The following is a 20,857-nucleotide window of genomic DNA, read 5'->3' as shown; positions in this document are numbered from 1 at the left end:
AATGGTGCGACCACTATCAGGGTTATAAATCAAAGCGATTCTTCGTCCTGATGGATACTGACCACCACTGTAAATAGTACCACCATAATATTCAACATAAGGACGATCCGTAGAGACATAATAAACTGAATTTTCGGTATATAAAACAGTACCTTCAAACTGTTTACTATCCATTTTTTCAAATTGAACAACTCCTTTGTAATCTGAATAATAAGTTGCCTGACCACTTTCTGAATTACCACTATCATATTGCCAATAAACCTGCCACCAACCTTGTGTTACAAAATCAATATTGCGTTTATGTAAACCATCATGAAAACGCATTCTTGAGACTGTTAAAGTGGTATTGTTAACCGTAATCTCAGCACGAATTGGAGTCAGCCATTTCATCACAACTGTTCCTTTTTGAGTAGTAACCGCACCACTATTAGGAGTATTGCCACAAGGAATACAAGGTGCACCTGCGGTGTGGTACAAAGGTGATGTCAAAGTACCCATTAATCCCCTACCCTCACGCCAGGCATAAACATCTTCATTGGGGATATACTCACCTGAGAAAGTGTACCAAACCGGAACACCGGTGGAATCATGTGTATAAAGCGAGCAAAACATGAAAGTACCCGATGCATTAAAGTTTACAATCTGATTCTCACAGTTCACACCCCAAGCCCCCTGATATGTTTCTTCAAAACCATCAAAATACCAACCGGTGTCAGGCATATCTGGATTGAGAACCCAAAGCGGAGCAATGCCACTTGCAAAAGAGTTAAAGGAAAGGACTAATAGAAAGAAAATTAAGTTTTTCATGGGATTTAATATAATTCAATGAACAATAACTTTAAAAGTATAACAAAAAATCTTCAAAGTTGTAAATCTACAAATCTGAAATATTAACCTGTATATTTTGAACCTTTCCGTTACGTTTAAAAGTAATCGTAGCGTTTGGGTTTTGTTGCAAGGTTTGGCGAATGGTTGTCAGGTTACTGCCTGATATGCGATTGCCGTTGATTGCGGTGATGATGTCATTCGATTGCAAACCGTGTTTTTTGAGCAGGTTTCCATCAGCTAAATTCGACACTCTCAAGCCCTGAATCTGACCCGCTTGGTTGGTAACCAAGTTGATATTGCCGACAACGGATGAGATTTTGTTCGGGTCGAATTTTTGTTGATCGAGCATTTCCTGCCAGTTTCGTTGCTGTGCTCCGTTCAAATGCTTCATGTAACTGGGTGTTGCCGGTTTGTTCTGAATCAATGATTTAGTGGCAGAACCAGATGAGGAACTTGTGGAGTTGGTATTTTCTGACAAAGATAATCTTTCCAGTTTACCGTTATGGCGAAAGGAGACGTAGGATTTATGCACTTCTTCAAGAGTTGCGACATCAAAAACTTTATCGCCAATATTGAATTTTTGCTGTATTCCTTGTGAGTTGCTGATGTATGCCACGCCTTGATTGCCCTCACCACCACTCATGGTGCCATTGAGCGTCCAGTTTAAAGATGTTTGATTTTGCGCGATTGGCACATCATATAAAACTTCTGTTGACCCAAAAACATGATATTTTGCAATTGGATCATTCAACTGGCTGAATGATTGAAATGATGAATTAGCAACTTGTACACCATTGGTTTGAAGATTGGACTTATCATCTTTGAAAAGTGCAAATTTAATCCACAACAATACAATCAGACCAATAATTGTCCAATTGATAATTTCCAGAATCAGATTTTTATTACTTTGTGAGATCATCTATGGCTTTCTTCTGTTTCTCAGCGTCTTCCAGAATTTTCTTTTCCATGTCCTTGGCTTTTTGCATTTGATCTTGGTAACCTTTTAAAACATTATCTTCAGATAGTTGTTTTGGTTGACTTTCAGGTTGTTTTATTTCTTCTTTTGGTTCTTCGGTGCACGCCGAAAATAATGCTACAATAAGCAATGTAAACAGGCATTTGATGCAATTCTTTTTAGTAAAATTCTTCATCTTTAATATCCATCAGGCTTTCGGCTCCGCTGAGCATGGTATTTACATGAGTTTGAGCTCTAGGCAAAATACGTTTGAAATAAAACTCACAAGTCTTCATCTTACCATTATAAAACGATTGTCCGAATCTTCCACCTTTTTCTGCTTCCTGATAGGTTTGTGACCAGAAATAGGCTAACAAAACATAACCGGAATACATCAGGAAATCAACAGATGCTGCACCCATTTCATCCATATTTTTCATGGATTTACCAGTGAGTTCGACAATTAATTCCTGCCATTGTTTCATCAGTCCAGATAATTCTTCGGAATAAGGATTCTGAGGATTGTTCTCAACAAATTCATTCACAATATCTGCCAGTGGTCCTAACGAACCTTTGTTGAATTGCATGATTTTACGTCCTAACAAGTCCAGTGCCTGAATACCGGTTGTACCTTCATAAAGTGTGAATATCTTGGCATCACGGTAAAGCTGTTCCATTCCGTGTTCAGAAATGTAACCATGACCACCAAAAACCTGAATACCGTAATTAGTGGCTTCTAAAGCCGTTTCCGTCATAAAAGCTTTCACAATTGGAGTTAAAATCGCAACCACCTGATCGGCTTTTTGTCTTTCTTCTTCATTGTCCGAAAAGCGTGATATTTCAATTTGTTGAGTGGTGAAATAAGTTAAAGCTCTATTTCCTTCGGAAATAGCTTTTTGTGTTAATAACATTTTACGAACATCGGGATGAACGATAATCGGATCAGCTGATTTCTCAGGAAATTTCGCTCCGGTCAGTGACCGCATTTGCAATCTTTCGCGAGCATATTCCAAAGCTCCCAAGAACGATGCACTGGAAACCGCCATACCCTGAATACCGGTATTCAAACGCGCACCATTCATCATTGTGAACATGATATTCAGACCTTTATTGGCTTCGCCAATTAAATATCCGGTTGCTCCATCAAAATTCATTACGCAGGTTGCCGAGCCATTCAGACCCATTTTATGCTCAATACTGGCAGGTCCAACAGGATTTCTCTCGCCATTTAATAATTTTGGAACTAAAAATAGTGAAATACCTTTAGTTCCTTTGGGTGCATCCGGCATTCTTGCCAAAACCAGATGGATGATATTTTCAGTTAAATTATGATCCCCGGATGTGATAAAAATTTTCGTGCCGTTAATTTTATAAGTCCCATCGTCTTGAGGTGACGCTGCTGTTTTTAACATTCCCAAGTCGGTTCCACTATGTGGTTCTGTCAAACACATTGTTCCTGTCCACACGCCTGTGGTTAAGTTCGGTAAATATTTAGATTTGATTTCGTCGCTGGCAAAATGCTCTAACAATTCACGAACACCATGAGTTAAACCCGGATAATTCGACCAGCCGGGACAATAATAGGTATTGAGTTCTCCGACAATTGTTTGTAACCAATAGGACAAACCTTGTCCGCCATATTCAGGATTTCCGTCCAAACTCGACCAGCCGGATTCACAATAAGCCTTATAAAGTTCAACAAAGCCATCAGGAGGTGTGACTTTTCCATCCTTAATTCGACATCCTTGCTCATCGGAATTTCGATTCAACGGAGCTGCATATTCAAACAAAAATTTAGAAGCCTCATCGACAATCGTTTCAAAGGTTTCAGCATCTATCTCGCTGAATTCCGGTAATTTTTTATAATGTTCTTCCAAATTGAATAATTGTTCGGCTACAAATTGAATATCTTTAACTGGAGCAGGAATCATTGGCATATTAGTCTCGCATAATGGTAAATTACAAGTTTATATTATAATCAAACAAACGTATGAATTAAATAATTACTGAACTTTTATTGAGAAACTCGAGTCACAATGATTGAAGGGTTGTTGTAAGGGAAATATTTACAATAATTTGAGAGAGAGATTATGAGATATTCAACATCATCATTGGCAGCAGTATTTTTTTCGTTATTTACGTTTTTGTTAATGGCTGTGCTTATCGCCCAACCAACCAAATTCAATAGTTCAAATATTGAAATGGTCGATTTCAGTATGATTCAGGAAATGAAAGCACCAGAGACCAAAGCAACTCCCCCAAGAGTGGTGCCGGAACGAGAAGTTACAGAACAACCGCCAGCTCCTCCAACCATAGATCTCACTGTTGATGGGGATGGTCCGGGAATTGAAGTCAACCCCAATGATAATAACAGGTCCACTTTTGATAACATCTTTAATAAACCAGTATTGGAAGGTCCTGTCGGCACAGAACCCGGAGATGTGGCTCAGTCAAATTCACTCACAGAAATTCTACCGGTACAACCTAAATATCCAGTAATTGCAATGCAGGATAAGATTGAAGGCTGGGTTAAAGTTGAATTTACCGTAAACGAATTTGGAGGCGTTGAAAATATTCATATCCTAGACTCTCAACCTAAAAGAGTATTCGACCAATCGATTAAACAAGCTTTATTAAAATCAAAATTTAAACCGATGAAAGTTGATGGACAAGCCATCTCACAGCAGGCTGTGAAAACTTATGAATTTAAGTTGGATGAGTAATTAAATAAATCTATGTCATCCTGAGTAATAACGAAAATCAATAGGGTCAGACACTCAAGTGTCTGACCCTATTGATTCAACTCAAAACCTTCTTGATTCTAGCAATGGCTTTTTGCAGATTATCCATTGAAGTCGCAAAAGATAAACGCACATGACCGGGTGCACCGAACGGAGTCCCTGGTACAACAGCCACCTCAGCGTTTTCCAATAACCAAGTCGAAAAATCCACATCATTATTGATTCCATCAATTTTTGACATAGCTTCTTCAACATTCGGGAAAGCGTAAAACGCCCCCTCACCTTCGATGCAAGAAAAACCCGGAATATCATTCAATGCTGCAATTAACCAATCATGTCTTTCTTTAAAAGCCTTTTTCATTGGCTCAAGGCAGTTTTGGTCACCATTTAATGCGGCAACTGAAGCTGCTTGAGAAATCGAACACGGATTGGAGGTGCTTTGAGATTGGATTTTACGCATCGCTGTTATCACATCAACCGGTCCGGCAGCATAACCAATACGCCAACCGGTCATTGCATAGGCTTTTGAAACACCATTGATAAAGACCATTCGATCCATCATTTCAGGGAACAAAATCCCCAAATTGGTGATTTCTTCTTCGCCCCAATAAATATGCTCATAAATATCATCGGTGGCAATCATGACCTGTGGATATTTCAGCAAAACTTCGCCCAAAGCCTGAAGCTCTTCCTTGCGATAGGCTTTTCCTGTTGGGTTGCTTGGTGTGTTGAGAATTATCAACCTCGTTTTATCTGTAATGGTTTTTTCTAACTGTTGAGGTGAGATTTTAAAGTTTTGTTCTTGTTTGGTTGGAACAATAACAGACACACCACCTGCGAGCAGAGTCATATCGGGATAAGAAACCCAATACGGAGCCGGAATTATGACTTCATCACCCGGATTTAGAACTGCTGAGAGTAAGTTGGAAATGCTGTGTTTAGCTCCACAAGAGACCAGTATTTGGTTTGCGGCAAAATCAAGACCATTCTCTCGGTTAAATTTACCGATAATCGCTTGTTTCAGTTCCGGCGTTCCATCAACTGCCGTATATTTGGTTTGACCATTATTAATAGCTTCAATGGCAGCTTGTTTGATGTGATCAGGCGTGTCGAAATCGGGTTCCCCTGCTCCCAAGCCAATAACATCTTTACCTGCTCTGCGTAATTCAGCAGCTTTCATACTCACTGCAATCGTTGCTGAAGGTTTAACCTTTTTTACTAAGTCTGAAACAAAATCTGTCATTGTCTATCCCAAAGTTTGATTATATGCGTATCTTACAAGCATAGAATTGAAACTCAAGAACATTAGAAAAAGTAACTCGAATTATACTGGAGTGGCTATTCTTTTGGCTCAAAAATAAACGTCGCAGTACGACTAAATACTTTCTCAAAACCTTTATAGGGTAACGGTTCCGCTTTTTTGATAGCAGCAATTATTGATTGTTTGACAACAGAGTTAGCATTACAGGGCGAGCTTATGGTTGCATCAACAACAAAACCTCCGGGGGTTTGTCTGACCTTGACATGACAGAGCAGGTTTTTGTTTTCTGACGGCGGGATACTCCATTGCCTTTGTACAGCTGAAATCACAGCAAGCTGGTACTGAACCATCAGTTGATTCAATTGTTCATCATCTGTTTGACCTTTTTGATGGGCAACAGGTGTTGATTGCTCTTCGGGTTGTTCGACTTTGGCTTCTTGTTCAATCAGCTTTTTCAGATTTTCCTCTTCTTTTTTACGTCTTTCCTCGGCTTCTTTCCGTTTTTGTCGAATCTCTTCTAGTTTCTTTTCACGTTCCAGACGTTTTTTACGTTCTAATTCCTGTGCTTTCGTGTCAACAACCGGTTCTATTTTCTTTTCTACCGGGGGATCTTTTTTAACTGGTGGGGGTTCTTTGGTTTTTTCCTTTGGAGGTTCGGATTTTTTGACCTCAGGCTGCGTTTTTTTTATTTCCAGGTCTTTCTTTTTTGGAGGTGTATTTTTAACTTTTTTAGGTTGTAACTGAGATATATCAACTACCGTGGCTTGTATAACTTTGCCTTTGATAACCGGAGATTTGAACCTGAATCCACCAAACAACAACAATGCAACGATACTGCCAAGCAATGCAATCGTGTATAAACTTGCAAGCAATTTGATTTTAGCAGTTATCATTCTCGTTTAATTATTTTTCCATGGAAACAGGGTCAGAAATCAAACCAACTTTATCCGCACCGGCTTGTTGAGCCACGACCATCGCTTCATAGGCACGACCATAATCCACTTTTCTATCTGCTCCAATCAGTATTGGCATATCTTTATTGGCACGAATAAAAGCAGCCAGCTTGATTTGGAGTTGCTCCTCATCAATGCTTTCGAATTCACCGCCAATGCTTAAGTACATTTTACCTTGTTCGTCAATATTGATAATAACAGGCTCAGTTTCAATAGTAACAGTATTGGCATTGGATTCCGGTAAACTGACATCAACCCCGAGATTAAGTAACGGTGTCGTAATCATGAAAATGATCAATAGCACCAGCGTCACATCAATATAGGGAACCACATTGATTTCAGCAACGGCTTTTCTTTTTCTACGCATCGTTAACTTCCGGTTTGTCGATGAAGAATGCTGGAGAATTCTTCCTTGAAAATATCGTATTGATTGTATAAACGCTCAACTCTTGCATTGAATTTATTATAGAAAACAACCGCCGGAATTGCTGCAAACAAGCCCATAGCTGTTGCAATCAGTGCCTCTGAAATCCCTGGTGCAACCAATGCAATCGTTGCTTGCGTGACATTTGAAAGTGCATGAAATGATATCATTATGCCTATAACTGTTCCGAACAAGCCTATATATGGACTGATTGAACCAATTGTTGCCAAAAAAGGCAAATGGCTTTCGAGTACATCAATTTCACGATTTAAAGCAATTCGCATGGAACGATCGGCTGACTCTGTTGCTTTGGCATCTGATTGCGACATTTTTCTGGTGCGTAAAAACTCACGAAAACCGGATTCGAAGATTTGCTCCATCCCAGAGGATTTGCCTTTTTCTTTGCTTAACTTTTCATACAAACGATGCAAGTCCACACCGGACCAAAATGTTTCTTCGAACTTTTTTGCAGAAATACTGGCTTGTTTCAAACTCATCCATTTGGCAAAAATAATCCACCACGATGCTACTACGGCCATCACCAGCAATAACATCACGCCTTTTACCGGTAAACTGGCATTCATTACAAGTTCGATAAAATTAAAATCTTGATTCACTGACTTAAATCCTCTGTTAATTGTTGTGGAATACTTCTGACAGCAAAGCTATCCGCATAAAGACAAGCTGCGGTTAACCTAACAGTTGCAAGTAATACTCCATCCTGATTATGCATTTCCTGATAAAACTCCACACTGGCTCTTCGTAATTTTGTCATTTCACAACTCACTGTTAACGAATCATCCATGCGAGCGGGTTTTTTAAATTGAATTTCTGCTTTTGTTACCACATAGACTAAATTATGTTCTTTCTGCCATACTGACTGGATAATTCCACGTTCTCTTAACCAATCAGTCCGCGCACGCTCAAAAAAGTTCAAATATCTGGAGTGATAAACCACACCACCACCATCGGTGTGTTCGTAATAAACGCGGTATCTGAAATTGTTTTCATATGTTTTTTTCATAAAAATTAACCAATATCCTCCAAATCATCAATCATGTCATCAAATGATTTTTGCCTTTTATAATTCAGCAACTCATCAAGTTTTATTGGCTGAATGCCAATATTATCAAATGTGTAGCTATAATAGCTAAATAACCCATCTAACATTTTTTCTCGATTTGAATTCAGAAATGTCTTTAACTTCTCAAGTCTGTTTTCATAAATCACCACTGGAGAATTTGTGTTAATATTTTTTTTAAACCAGTTTTGTATGCCTTGTTTTTTAATTTCATCAATAGAAACAAACTCTCCTGAGAACTTCAATGACTGGAAAAAATATCTTTGCTCAAATTCTTCAAAATATCTGGAGTCAATATAAATAACTGAGTTTCTTTCTTTAATCTCTTTTACAGGTATATCTTCATTCTCATTTATATCCAATAATTGATAAACCGGTGATATTTCAGGCATGAAACGACTAAAGGCTACTGATGCTGATGAAACTTGTTGCAAACTGTCAATCGCATATTTCAATGCGATTAAAAAAAACAATAAATGTCCCCAGTCAACTCTTTCCGCTGAGTTTAGATATACAAAATATATGACAATAGCTGCGACACCTAAAATCAAAAAAATAGAATTTAACCAAACCACATGCATATCAACAAGGCGCCTTTGGTATTTTAATTTCGCCATTTTCATATATTGAGAATCATGAAACTTATTTTCAAAATCACCGTCACTCAAGTGAATTTTGTCATTCAATAAATTTTCAATTAGTTGTCTGAATTTATTGATAAAATCAGGCTGTAAATGATTCATCTCAGTAGAAACTCGTGATGCATGTCGGTTGATATAATAGAGAACTATCAAATATATTATTGACAATGGGAATAACAACAACAATAACTGAAAATCCAATATCCATAGAAAAACAATTGCAGCAAAGAAAATCAACAGCGAAATAAATGCACGACTGACTCTTCTTAAAACCAAACCTGACAATTGAACTCCTTGCCTTAAAATTCTTTGCAAGTTTTGACGATGCATTCCTTGAAATGTATTTATCCAATGTTGATGGTTTTTATCTGAAATTATATTTAAACAACGGAATGCTAAATACTTTTGATACTTGAGAGAGGAATTAACCCCAACTTTGATGGATGCGATAAATGTGAAAGCTGACAACAAACCACTAATTACTAGAATCAATAACCACTGCCAGACATCAAGGCTAAATAGCCATGAAAGCAATTGTTGTTTAATTGATAGTTCTTCAATAATATTTTGATAGCTACTTAACCCAACTATCAATCCGCTGATCCAGAATATTCCGGAGATGGTGGATATCGCCATCAGAAATTGAACAAGCCAAAAATTATACTTTTCCTGTTGATAGTAATCACTAAACATTTGCTTAAATAAATTACTATAATTCAAAAATTGTTTTCTGACGGAAATTAAGTGCATTTTAGGCAATTGTACTCTGAACTTGTGTGTTCAATAAGTCAGTATATTTTTTGTTATTTTCTCTATAAGTTTCAACCATTTTTTCGGTCAAGCCCATTTGCTCAAATCTCTTCATAAACAACTGTTTAGCAAAATCATACAATTCAACATCAACTCTGTTCTGTTTTTTAATCAATTGAATAGTATCATCAGAAACTGTGGATTTATCTGTTTTGACTTTGGAAGAGTTCATTCTCTTGTAAAATATATCTTTCCAACCCAAACCTCTTTGTGCCATCAACAAGAAATGATCATACATTTCTGTTAGTCCAAACAACGTGAATCTTTTTTCAAGCTGAAATTTAGATTCATCTATCAACTGTTGTTCAGATTTTTTTACTTTTTTCCAAGTGCTGTCTCTCAGAAGCCCAAGAATGCGAAACGATTGACCATTTGGCATTTCATCAATTTCAGGATTGATTACAAATTCCTCTAAGCTCAAATCCTTTGCAATATTATATTTTGGATGATTTGGCGAAGTGCGTAAGTAATCATAATAGGAAATTACTCGACTAACCGGCTCACGCAGCATAGTAAATTGAGCCATTTTAGGTCTATCAAAAAGTTGGTAAAAATAATCATTCAACTCATAATGACCCATCAAAACTCTAAACATCTGATTGTTTTTATAAACTCCGGCAACATGTTGATCGAATGCGGGAGCATTAACCTGATACACATAATCAATTCGATAATTTTTTGCCGTTAGGTAATCTAAAGTAGTTCCACCGGTCTTTGGAATATGGAAGAACACTAAATGAAACCCTGCCAGACCAGGCAAAGGATGTTTTTTTGAACGTCGAACCATCACCCTCCAAGGTAATATGACTTCATCAATTATTTCATTATTGAGACGATTTCTCTCTTCTATTGGGAGAGCAAACCAATTTTCAATGTCAACAGAATTAATTTCATACTGTTTTGGTTTAGAATTCATTAACTAATTATTATTTTTGAAATTTAGCGTATTTTAACTGATTCTTATTTGTTTTATAAGAACAACCTCATGTTCAATCCTATAATTGATTATGCAATTATGATAATTAGATTCACAACTTAAAATAAAATAGTGTACGATACACTCCGCAATTAATTATTTATCATAACAACCATCATCAAACAAAATCCTATGGAAAACATGTTTAACTTTAATAGAGACGTCGTCAATTATGCCTATTTAGGTAATTTCAGAGCCGTGACCGTGACTAATTATGGTTGCCGAATTTTAATTGATACCAGAAATAACCAGCACTTAAAAATAATCTCCCATGGAGTCTATGAAAAAGCAGTTGCGTGGGCAATAAATGAGCATCTTAACTCTGATGAAGTATTTGTTGATGTAGGAGCTAACATTGGTTACTTCACACTCTTAGGATGCAAGATTGTTGGTCCTAAAGGCAAAGTTTACGCATTGGAGCCCAATCCTGTCATTTATGACATGATGCAGACTTCTGTATCAGTTAACTCTTTTGGAAAACGATGTGAAACCATCAACATTGCTGCTTTTAATTCAGATGGAGAGCTGGAACTAACATGGGATACAGCTGAACACGGAGGCGGACGTCTAGTAACGCATGAAAAAGTAAATTTAAACGATAACAAAACTGTAGTCAAACTCCAAAAACTCGATAAAATTCTGGAAAATAACAATGAAAAAATATCAGTCATTAAAATAGATACGGAAGGATCAGAACCTTTTATACTAGAAGGTGCAACCCATATTTTAGAAAATAACCCTTATTGCACTATCATTGCCGAATGGTCACCAAGATTCGTCAAAAGCAGAGGCTATGATTTTGACAAATATGTTGACTATTTGTATGACTCCTTTGAATCCATTGAGTTGTTAGCTAAAGTAGGTGTTGCCAATAAAATAGATAAACAAAAATTAATAAATACTCGTCATGGGAACATTATTTTAAAAGGTTATAAGAAATAAAAGGGTAATTATGTCAGAAATTAAACAATTAGACTCAAAAATCAACATCACTCATAACTGGCAAAAAACATGCGCCGCTGAAGATTGGTCAAAACAGGAGTTTAAATATGTATTGGAAAACATTTTTTCCGGCAATGCTTCATATCATCGCAAACAATGGGAATTTGTAGCGATATTTATAAATTTAATCCAACAAGGGAAATTGGATGGTAATTCTGTAGGAGCATCATTTGGAGCAGGTAAAGAGCCATTAATTTACCATGTTTTACCCTATGTAAAATCATTTCTTGCGACTGATTTGTATTCATGGAATACCGGCTGGGATACCGCCAAAATGAATCCGAATGAGCAGCCAATTGACTTTTTAAAAAGAAATGCACCGAAAAATTCCAGACTTGACAATCTAAAAGCTCAAGAAATGGATATGAGAGACTTATCGAAATCGAGTCAAATTCTCTCGACTTTTGTTACTCCTCATGTGCAGTCGAACACATCGGGCACAAAGAAGATTTCATTAAGCATTTAACAGAAGTTAAAAGAGTTCTCAAAAAAGATGGTGTCTATGTTATGACAACCGAATTCCTGTATAACCATAGCACCATACCAAACAAAGGAAACTATAAGTTTGATATTGATTATCTTAAACAGTTGTTTATTGAATCAGGTCTCAACACTCTGCCAATATTTGATGCCGGGTGTGAAGAAAACAGACTTAATGTCCCCAGAGCCTTCGTAAGGCCGCTTGTCGGTGGCAAAAATATGGAGAAATTGTTAGCTTCGGCCGCAATTCTGGATATAGAAGGTGTCCCTTATACTTCTTGTTGTTTTGTATTATCACCATCAGAAGAATCAACACCCTCCTCTTTTCAAGTGAATGGTCTGGAACAATCAGCAGAATTTATAAAAAAACGCTTATTGAATAATGTTAAAAATTTATACAGCAGTCGAAGAAACCTCGATCCTTTTTATTCACTGAACAAAAACACTAGACTTTATCTGGATGATCATATTACTTTTCGGACCAATGAAAGCAATAAAAATCCAATAAAACTCGATAGAGCCAACTTCTGTTTTACTGATTTTGTGTACTTTGGTGCCGGCAATGTTTCAATTTCAATCAATTACAAATTGGAGAAACACAAAGGCAGAATCAACTGGAAAGTTGTCGGAAAATATCCAATGGAAATAAAACAAAAGACGGAATTATTTACAAAATTCATCAAACATAGTGTGAAAACAGATAGTCAAACTATACAGTTCAACTTTAAAGCAGACCCAGAAAAAGTTTATGCAATCATCGGACAAATTGCACCGAAAGAAATGAGAAAAAACGATATCAAGCTCAATCTCACATCACTGAGTGTTACAGCATTAATGAAACCAGTTGATTAACAAATAGAATCAGATGGTTCCAAATGATTGAGCGGAGTTATTATTATTGACGCTTACCGGTGCGTTTTTTAAATTCTTCGCTCTTGTACAAATAACTGAAATCTAATTCTTTTTCCTTTGTCATCGGTTCGTTGTTCAAAGTGACATTTGCAGGAATTAAGTTTGATTTATCATCAACTGGACTCAGTTGAATCTTGTTGACATGCAATGATCTGGCAAATTTTTTCCCACGTTGATTCACTCTTCCCCAAACACCATAAGCCATTGTTACATGATTTATCTGAGAAACATTGACAGATTCTCCAAACTCCTTAAATAAACTGCTCAGATTGATATCAAGTTCATTTACTTTTTTAAAATCCGGATTGATTTTAAAACTGAGCATTTCTTTCAATTTTAGCTTTTGGTCAAGCCATAGATGCCCTAATCTATCCCCGGAAGCATTATATGCCCAAGACTGTGGCATAAATCTCACCTTGTATTCCTGAGTTCCCCAGTGAATCAGCAATACTCCCAATAAATCACCGGCTTTACTATATGCAAAAACTCTGAAATATCCACCGGATCCCTTATGCTTACTATCAGAAACAGTGAACTGAATGTTTAACAATTGATTTTCAATATATTTAACGGATTGGTAGTTTTCAAGATACTCATCAGTAGTCCAGGAACCATAAGGTGCCTGATAATTCAGGATGCTTTTTCCGTCTTCAACATAATTGTTAAATGCCGGTTTCTTGTCCTTTTGGTAACGCCAACTTGACTTCCAATGATTTAAACCATCTGAGAAGTCACCATTTAACAATTTCTCGTTATACTCCAGTTGACCTTCCGGGACAAAAGCTCTGATATCTTCGTTTTCGTCAAATTTTTTAAACTTTTTCGGATATTTCACTTTCTGAGTTTTGTAGATTTTTCTACCAACAATTTCTACTTCATCGCCATTCACATGCACTTCAGAATAAAATCCCATTTTGTCATATCTGCTGCCTTTTTCATCAAATTTGGGATACTCTTCTCCAAATGGTCTGGCAAAAACCGGTGTTGGAGCCAAGATAAAATTTGTTCCTTTGTAAGTTCTTGCAGTTTTTATGGAAGCTTTGATACCAATATGCACATGACCTGAAAACACATATTTGACATTTTGATATTTTGTAATAGTGTCCAAAAGTTTATTTTTAAAACTCACCGGAAAATAGGTATAAAACTCCATTTGACTGAGTCCGGTAGGCAAAATATGATAATGCATGAACATCATCGTCTGTTTATCCTTGTTCTTTCTTAAGTCATCATCAAGCCAATCAAGCAACTCTTTTTTTTGTTCATCCTTATTATATTTTTCCTGAGCAGAAATCACTACAAAGTGCCATTTTCCATAATCAAAAGAATAATTGAGTTGTCGATAACCAGATATATTCTCTTGCAAATTAAGAAACTTAGGATCATCGTCATACCCATCATGATTGCCATGAACCAAAACGGAAGGGATTTTCATTTTTGCAACAATCCTTTGGAAATTATCAAAAGCATTTTGATAGGCATCCCACACCAAATCACCATTCCAGACCACAAAATCGGGTTTATCTTTTAACTTTCGTGAATTAGTCTCATAAACAAACATTTCCAATAACTCATTCAAAACCTGCAGACCTGATTTCTCAGTAAATTGATCACCCATCTGCGGATCTGAATTAATCAGAAACATAAATTTGTCTTTATACGGTTTACTAATTGGAGCATCGGATTTGATTCCATCAGCAAGCAGATAAAAAGGGAATAAAACAAGAATTGAAAATAACTTAAAATTGTTCATGGTCATTGGTTTAAAAATGTCAGCTAATTCTAATGCAAAATTAGAAATAATAACAATAATAGTAACGCTCATTTAAAAAAAATATCTGAAAATCATCACCCAACAAATAAATTTTAAAACGAACATAGCTAAAAACCATTTTGTAAATTAATGAGGAATAAGGTATATTATTGGAAAGACAAAAAGTTAAGTAACCCATGACCGAAGACCAGAAAAAAAACCTCGAAACCCAGCTTTGGGGCATTGCCAATTTGCTGCGGGGCAAAATCAGTGCCGATGATTACCGGGATTACATTCTTGGCTTCATCTTTTTCAAATACCTTTCTGAGAAACAACATCTTTACGCCAATGATCTGCTGAAAGGCGAAGACATCACCGAATACACCCAAATCACCGATACAGACACGCTCAAAGTGATAGAAGAAGAATCAGTTCTCACACTCGGTTATTCTCTTGCTCCTGCGGAATTGTTTCAGGTTCTGGTTGCCAAAGGTCAGTCCCGGGTCGAGGGTGAATCCAACTACATCCTGGACGATTTGCAAGCGGTTTTAAATCACATCGAGAACAGCACCCGCAACACCGAATCCGAAGAGGATTTCAACGCTTTATTCGAAGACCTCGATTTGCAGTCCAATAAAATCGGTCGCACCGTCGCGCGGCGCAACGACATCGTGGTGGAAATTCTCGGTTTCCTCAGCAAGATAGATTTCAAACTGGAAGACGTCGAATCCGATGTACTGGGTGATGCTTACGAATATTTAATCGCTAAATTCGCAGCCGGAGCCGGCAAATCCGCCGGAGAGTTTTATACACCACAAAAGGTTTCCAAAATTCTTGCCAAACTGGTCACCACCGGCAAACAGCGTTTGCGTTCGGTTTATGATCCGACCTGCGGTTCCGGTTCGTTATTACTACGGGTGGCACGCGAGGCAAAAGTGGAAGAATTCTGCGGTCAGGAGCTCAACCGCACCACCTACAATCTGGCACGCATGAACATGATACTGCACGGCGTGCATTACCGTAATTTTGATATTCAGCAAGCCGACACACTGGAAGAACCTAAACACATCGAACAAAAGTTCGAAGCCGTAGTTGCCAATCCGCCATTCTCGGCTCATTGGAAAAGCAGCGCCAATCCGCTCAACGACTCCGACGACCGTTTCAGCCCTTATGGACGACTGGCACCGAAAACCAAAGCTGACTACGCCTTTCTCACCCACATGCTGTATCAGCTGGATGACAACGGCATCATGGCATCCGTATTTCCGCATGGCGTGTTATTTCACGGAGCGGCAGAGAGCGAGATTCGTGAGTACCTGATTAAGGAAATGAACGCACTGGATGCAGTTATTGGATTACCTGCCAATATCTTTTACGGCACCTCCATACCGACTTGTATTCTGGTACTGAAAAAGAACCGTCAGCCAGATGATAAAGTGGTGTTTATCGATGCCAGTGGTGATGATCACTTTATCAAAGAAGGCAACCAAAACGTCCTGCGTGACGACGATGTCGATTTGATTATTGACACCTACCGCAACCGCAAAATCATAGACAAATACAGTTATGTCGCCAGCTTGGAAGAGATCGCCGAAAACGACTACAACCTCAACATCCCACGCTATGTTGATACCTTTGAGGAAGAAGAACCGGTGGACTTAAAAGCCGTTTCAATGGAGTTAAAGCAATTGGACAAAGAACTGGATGAAATCAATAAGGACATTCAAAAGTTTTGTGATGAATTGGGGATTGGGACGCCGTTTTAGCAATTAACAATGAACAATGTGCAATTAACAATAAGGAATAAAAACTCGACATCTCGACTAAGCGAAGTGTACACTCCCCCGTCATCTCGACTAAGCGAAGCGCTCACCCCCTTGTCATATCGACTAAGCGAAGCGCATGGAGGGATCAATGGATAATGTAAAATTGGTGCCAGAGTTGAGGTTTCCGGGATTTGATGATGATTGGAAAAAGGTAAATTTAAGTAAGGTATTTAATATTACAGCGGGGGGCGATATAAAAAAATCGCATGTAAGCCACATTAAAACAAGTGAGTTTCCCTATCCAATTTATGCTAATGCTGAAAAAGCAAAGGGATTGTATGGTTTTTCAAATATTTTTAAGGTTAATGAAAATGTTATTACTGTAACAGGTAGAGGGGTTAATATTGGAATAGCTCATGCAAGAGATCATAAATTTTACCCAATTGTTAGATTGCTTATTCTAAAACCGAAACATGATATTGATATTGTATTTTTTGAATATTTGATAAATCAAATCAACTTATTTATTGAAAGTACAGGTGTGCCCCAACTAACAGCCCCTCAATTATCAACTTATTCAGTCAATGAACCAACTTTAAGAGAACAACAAAAAATCGCCAACTTCCTCACCGCTGTGGATAAACGCATCGGCTTGCTCAAACAAAAAAAAACCGCCCTAGAAACCTACAAAAAAGGCCTGATGCAAAAGATATTTAACCAAGAAATCCGCTTTAAACCGGACTCCAACAGTCCCCTCTCGAGAGGGGTCAGGGGTGTGTCAACAGGGGTGTGTTCCATTCAAAACTCAAACAATTATCCTGACTGGGAAGAGAAGTCTTTCATTAGCTCTTTCCCTGTTGTTACAAATGGTTTTGTTGGTACTGCGACGCCACACTATAGAGAAACAGGAATTTGCTATATTCAAGGCAAAAATATTAAAAAAAACAGCATTAATAATAAGGGAATGATTTTTATTAATGATGAATTTCATACAAAGCAAAAAAATTCACAACTAAAAGAAAATGATATTTTGATGGTTCAGTCAGGTCATGTTGGAGAATGTGCAGTTGTATCCAAAGATTATGAAGATTCTAATTGTCATGCTCTTCAATTGCTAAACCAATAACAGTTCTATTCAAAATTTATAACTTATTATTTTTATAGCTTTTTGGGTAGAAAATCAATTTGGAAGATATCTATAGGTAATACTGTTAAGCATATTCTTGCAAGTGATCTAAAAAAGATTCAATTATCATTTCCTTCTTTGCAAGAACAACAAAAAATAGCCGATTGCCTATCCGCAATCGATCAATCCATTAACCAACTAACCAAACAAATCAACCAAACCACCCAATTTAAAAAAGGGCTACTGCAGAGGATGTTTGTGTGAGTCGAAAGTTTGATAAAAGTTAAGGGGTCAGCCCCCTTTTTATTTTTATCAACAAAATTAGAGAGGAAAATATAAATGCAAAATGATACCTTTAATCAGTTCTCAGGACTGAATCTAGTGATAATTTTAGTTATCTCAATTGTTATGGTTGTTCTTACAATAATTGATGTGGCCTCTATGGGAAAGAATAACCACAAAGACTTTAAAAGTACTTTGGTGAGTATTGGGATTACAGGGACTTTTGTGGGTATTTTTTTAGGACTTTGGGAATTTAACACTATTGATATTAAAGGTAGTGTACCAAAGCTTTTAGAAGGAATGAAAATAGCTTTTCTTACAAGTATTTTGGGTATGATTATTGCCATTATATTGACCATATGGCAAAAATTGAAATTCAGTAATATAGCTTCTGATGAAAACCCTATGGCAGGAATGGAAAGTAAGTTGGATAAACTGTCTTCTTTACCTGAGTTATTTACTGAAAATATTGATCAAATTAAAAACTTCAGAATGGAAAGTAGGGATGAACAACTGAAGTTAAGAGAGATTATGACGGATGAGTTCAAAAAGTCCAATGAAACTCTAGAAAAGGCATTAGACAAACTTTCTGAAGGTGCTACAAAGGAAATCATTACAGCATTAGAAAATGTTATCAAGGATTTTAATAATAACCTGACTGAACAATTTGGAGAAAACTTCAAAGAATTGAATCAAGCAGTAAAGGAACTTGTACAATGGCAAGATAATTACAAGGAACATGTGGTTCAAACTGAGAAAAGAGTTAATGGTTTGATGGTGGAAGTTGAGCTGTATAACAATCAAATAGCCAAAGTTACCCAACATGCCGAGACCTTCAAACAAATTAACTCAGACCTTGCTCAAATATTAACTGCCAACAAAGAAAGCAGTGAAGAATTACAAAAAGTCTTTGCTAAAAAGTGGGAAATCATTAGTAAGCTCAATGACAGTATTAGTAGTTTTGATAAAGGCATTGAAGATGCTTATAAAGGTATCGATAAATTAAGCAAAAACATTAAAGAATCAGTTACTGAACAATCTAAATCATTGACTGAAATCAATGAAGCATTGAAATCTCAATTACCTGAGTCGTTAGGTCAATTGGAAAAGACTTTAGTTGGATTAACCGAGAAGTTTGGAAAAGATTATGGCGCTTTTTTGGAAAAAGTAAGCCAGTTAACTAAGGTAGCATAATCATGCAGGCAAACAGAGAGTGGATCAGTATTTCTGACCTCATGGCTGGTTTGATGATGGTGTTTTTATTTATTGCAATTATTTTTATGATTCAAGCTGAGTCAGAAAAAGAAGCCATTGAGAATATAGCTTTGACTTATGAAAAATCAAAACAAGAACTTCACCAGGCCCTAAAAGATGAATTTGAAAAGGACTTGGAAAAATGGGGAGCTGAGTTACTTCCAGACAGTACCATTCAATTTCAAGAACCAGAGGTTTTATTTGACAGATCAAGCGCTTCGATAAAAGTTAAGTTCAAAGAAATACTGGATGACTTTTTCCCTAGGTATATCGAAATTTTAAGTTCTGAACAATTTAAAGAAGAGATAGATGAAATCAGGATTGAAGGACACACGTCAAGCCTTTGGCGAGAGGGCACTGAATTCGAGGATTCATATTTACTCAATGCGCAGTTATCTCAACGCAGAAGTTACAGTGTATTAGATTATGTCTTTAGGTTAGAAGCTACTAAATCTAAACAGAATTGGATGAAATCAGTGTTAAGAGCCAATGGTTTGTCTTTTGCTAAATTAATTTTTGATGATAATAAACAGGAAGACTTTAATAAATCAAGGCGAGTAGAGTTTAGGGTTGCCACAAAAGCAGAAGAGAAAATCTATACTATCTTAAAAGGGGTTGGTGCATCAAATTGAAAATTACTAAATTCCTAAAATTAACTGAGATTGTATTGTCACTGGGAGCCGACCCAGGTATTACAAAGCTTGATGCTCAATTAAAAGCTGGTGAAGTAGATGTAGATCATGAACGTTTAATTTATGGTGATAATGGTGTTTATTATTTACGTGAAGACGGCGTTCTTACTAAAGTTTTGGTCCATATAGTAGATAAAAGTATTCGTTATGTACCTGAATACTTGTTGTTCGTAGCTGAAAAGAACAATGATTATAACTCTGTTGAATTGATTCAAAATTTTCACAAGTATCATATATTAGGCTGCTCAACATTAGAACAAGCGAAGTCCCAAGGTTGGAGAGACAAGTACAAAATGTCTAACAACACAAATGGTATATTCATGTATAGACTACTGGAAAATAACCTGGTAAAAATAAAACTTGATAATCAAAAATTAAACTGTTGTAAAAACTGTATTAAAAAATACGAATTAACAACAAATAAAAAGTTTTCACTTGAAGAATTTATGTCTGAAGGTTTAACTATGGCATTAAATGCAAATGAGTTTCAGTCAAGTAAATATGCTAAACCTAATATTTACTCAAACGATTGGGATCAAATTTCGAATAAATATAAAAATGATCAAAACTGGATTTGTGAAGGGTGTGGTATTGATTGTAGTTTAAGTGAATTGAAAAGATATTTGCATTGTCACCATAAAAATATGGATAAATCTAACAATAGGTATGCTAATTTAGAAGCTCTGTGTATTAAATGTCATTCTGAACAACCTGGCCATTCACAATTAAACAACAACCCTGATTTATTGAGATTTGAAAAATTAACAAAGGTATATAAAGAAGGTTAATTTAATTCAATTAAATTAATCCATTTTTGAGGCAAATACATGATAATTCAGAAATTTAAAAAAAGGAATCAATGTGGTCAGAGAAGTTGATTTTGAATAAGGTAATCATCCCCTTTAAAGATAAACAAACAA

Annotated in this window: 21 protein-coding genes; 9 read left to right on the top strand and 12 right to left on the bottom strand. The window is 36.6% G+C overall.

Annotation, left to right across the window (positions count from 1 at the left end):
* The 4 genes from R3F25_10230 to R3F25_10215 form a co-directional block, all read right to left on the bottom strand.
* Positions 1-807, bottom strand: an 807-nt coding sequence (locus R3F25_10230) for a hypothetical protein (GenBank protein MEZ5497182.1), incomplete at its 3' end; no start/stop codon positions are given.
* Between the two features lie 67 nt (positions 808-874).
* Complete coding sequence (locus R3F25_10225; GenBank protein MEZ5497181.1) at positions 875-1,747, bottom strand: type II secretion system protein N; 873 nt, start codon at positions 1,745-1,747, stop codon at positions 875-877.
* A complete protein-coding gene (locus tag R3F25_10220) occupies positions 1,731-1,979 on the bottom strand; it encodes a hypothetical protein (GenBank protein MEZ5497180.1) in 249 nt (82 codons plus the stop codon). Before R3F25_10220 ends, R3F25_10225 begins: the two co-directional genes overlap by 17 nt.
* Positions 1,963-3,720, bottom strand: a complete 1,758-nt coding sequence (locus R3F25_10215; GenBank protein ID MEZ5497179.1) for an acyl-CoA dehydrogenase C-terminal domain-containing protein — start codon at positions 3,718-3,720, stop codon at positions 1,963-1,965. The genes R3F25_10220 and R3F25_10215 overlap by 17 nt, the downstream gene beginning before the upstream one ends.
* A gap of 153 nt (positions 3,721-3,873) precedes the next feature.
* Here R3F25_10215 and R3F25_10210 point away from each other — a divergent pair, with 153 nt between their 5' ends.
* Positions 3,874-4,506: a TonB family protein gene (locus R3F25_10210; protein MEZ5497178.1), complete on the top strand. Its 633-nt coding sequence runs from the start codon at positions 3,874-3,876 to the stop codon at positions 4,504-4,506.
* A gap of 76 nt (positions 4,507-4,582) precedes the next feature.
* Here the strand turns inward: R3F25_10210 and R3F25_10205 are convergent, their stop codons facing one another.
* The 7 genes from R3F25_10205 to R3F25_10175 form a co-directional block, all read right to left on the bottom strand.
* On the bottom strand, positions 4,583-5,767 hold the full coding sequence (locus tag R3F25_10205; protein ID MEZ5497177.1) for a pyridoxal phosphate-dependent aminotransferase: 1,185 nt from the start codon (positions 5,765-5,767) through the stop codon (positions 4,583-4,585).
* A gap of 95 nt (positions 5,768-5,862) precedes the next feature.
* Positions 5,863-6,678, bottom strand: a complete 816-nt coding sequence (locus tag R3F25_10200) for a cell envelope integrity protein TolA (protein ID MEZ5497176.1) — start codon at positions 6,676-6,678, stop codon at positions 5,863-5,865.
* 10 nt (positions 6,679-6,688) lie between these two features.
* Positions 6,689-7,105 carry an ExbD/TolR family protein gene (locus R3F25_10195; protein MEZ5497175.1) on the bottom strand — a complete coding sequence of 139 codons (417 nt, stop codon included), beginning with the start codon at positions 7,103-7,105 and terminating at the stop codon, positions 6,689-6,691.
* A 2-nt stretch (positions 7,106-7,107) separates the two neighbouring features.
* Positions 7,108-7,779: a protein TolQ gene (gene tolQ, locus R3F25_10190; GenBank protein MEZ5497174.1), complete on the bottom strand. Its 672-nt coding sequence runs from the start codon at positions 7,777-7,779 to the stop codon at positions 7,108-7,110.
* Entirely contained in the window at positions 7,776-8,186 is a 411-nt protein-coding gene (locus tag R3F25_10185) for a YbgC/FadM family acyl-CoA thioesterase (GenBank protein ID MEZ5497173.1), read from the bottom strand. Before R3F25_10185 ends, tolQ begins: the two co-directional genes overlap by 4 nt.
* Before the next feature lie 5 nt (positions 8,187-8,191).
* The gene (locus R3F25_10180; GenBank protein MEZ5497172.1) at positions 8,192-9,520 is read right to left on the bottom strand and encodes a hypothetical protein; all 1,329 of its coding nucleotides are present in this window, start codon (positions 9,518-9,520) and stop codon (positions 8,192-8,194) included.
* A gap of 115 nt (positions 9,521-9,635) precedes the next feature.
* Positions 9,636-10,610 carry a sulfotransferase family 2 domain-containing protein gene (locus tag R3F25_10175; protein MEZ5497171.1) on the bottom strand — a complete coding sequence of 325 codons (975 nt, stop codon included), beginning with the start codon at positions 10,608-10,610 and terminating at the stop codon, positions 9,636-9,638.
* A 201-nt stretch (positions 10,611-10,811) separates the two neighbouring features.
* Between R3F25_10175 and R3F25_10170 the strand changes: the two genes are divergently transcribed.
* From R3F25_10170 to R3F25_10160, 3 genes are read left to right on the top strand one after another with little or no spacing between them, the layout of a single operon-like run.
* Positions 10,812-11,612, top strand: coding sequence for an FkbM family methyltransferase (locus R3F25_10170; protein ID MEZ5497170.1), 801 nt, complete (start codon positions 10,812-10,814; stop codon positions 11,610-11,612).
* Between the two features lie 10 nt (positions 11,613-11,622).
* Positions 11,623-12,138: a hypothetical protein gene (locus R3F25_10165; GenBank protein MEZ5497169.1), complete on the top strand. Its 516-nt coding sequence runs from the start codon at positions 11,623-11,625 to the stop codon at positions 12,136-12,138.
* A 41-nt stretch (positions 12,139-12,179) separates the two neighbouring features.
* Positions 12,180-13,004, top strand: coding sequence for a hypothetical protein (locus R3F25_10160; protein MEZ5497168.1), 825 nt, complete (start codon positions 12,180-12,182; stop codon positions 13,002-13,004).
* A gap of 43 nt (positions 13,005-13,047) precedes the next feature.
* On the opposite strand, the gene R3F25_10155 is transcribed toward R3F25_10160, so the two are convergent.
* Entirely contained in the window at positions 13,048-14,889 is a 1,842-nt protein-coding gene (locus R3F25_10155; protein MEZ5497167.1) for a metallophosphoesterase, read from the bottom strand.
* Positions 14,890-15,014: 125 nt separating this feature from the next.
* Here R3F25_10155 and R3F25_10150 point away from each other — a divergent pair, with 125 nt between their 5' ends.
* The 5 genes from R3F25_10150 to R3F25_10130 all read left to right on the top strand — a co-directional run bounded on the left by R3F25_10150 (position 15,015) and on the right by R3F25_10130 (position 20,725).
* A complete protein-coding gene (locus R3F25_10150) occupies positions 15,015-16,583 on the top strand; it encodes a type I restriction-modification system subunit M (GenBank protein MEZ5497166.1) in 1,569 nt (522 codons plus the stop codon).
* 148 nt (positions 16,584-16,731) lie between these two features.
* On the top strand, positions 16,732-17,709 hold the full coding sequence (locus R3F25_10145; protein MEZ5497165.1) for a restriction endonuclease subunit S: 978 nt from the start codon (positions 16,732-16,734) through the stop codon (positions 17,707-17,709).
* 339 nt (positions 17,710-18,048) lie between these two features.
* Positions 18,049-19,185, top strand: coding sequence for a hypothetical protein (locus R3F25_10140; protein ID MEZ5497164.1), 1,137 nt, complete (start codon positions 18,049-18,051; stop codon positions 19,183-19,185).
* Between the two features lie 2 nt (positions 19,186-19,187).
* Positions 19,188-19,877: an OmpA family protein gene (locus tag R3F25_10135; GenBank protein ID MEZ5497163.1), complete on the top strand. Its 690-nt coding sequence runs from the start codon at positions 19,188-19,190 to the stop codon at positions 19,875-19,877.
* Positions 19,874-20,725, top strand: coding sequence for an HNH endonuclease (locus tag R3F25_10130; GenBank protein ID MEZ5497162.1), 852 nt, complete (start codon positions 19,874-19,876; stop codon positions 20,723-20,725). The genes R3F25_10135 and R3F25_10130 overlap by 4 nt, the downstream gene beginning before the upstream one ends.
* Positions 20,726-20,857: the final 132 nt, after the last annotated feature.

It is taken from the genome of Gammaproteobacteria bacterium, from assembly GCA_041395445.1.
Classification (GTDB): Bacteria; Pseudomonadota; Gammaproteobacteria; order Xanthomonadales; family Marinicellaceae; genus NORP309.
This window is presented reverse-complemented; position numbering and strand designations above follow the sequence as displayed.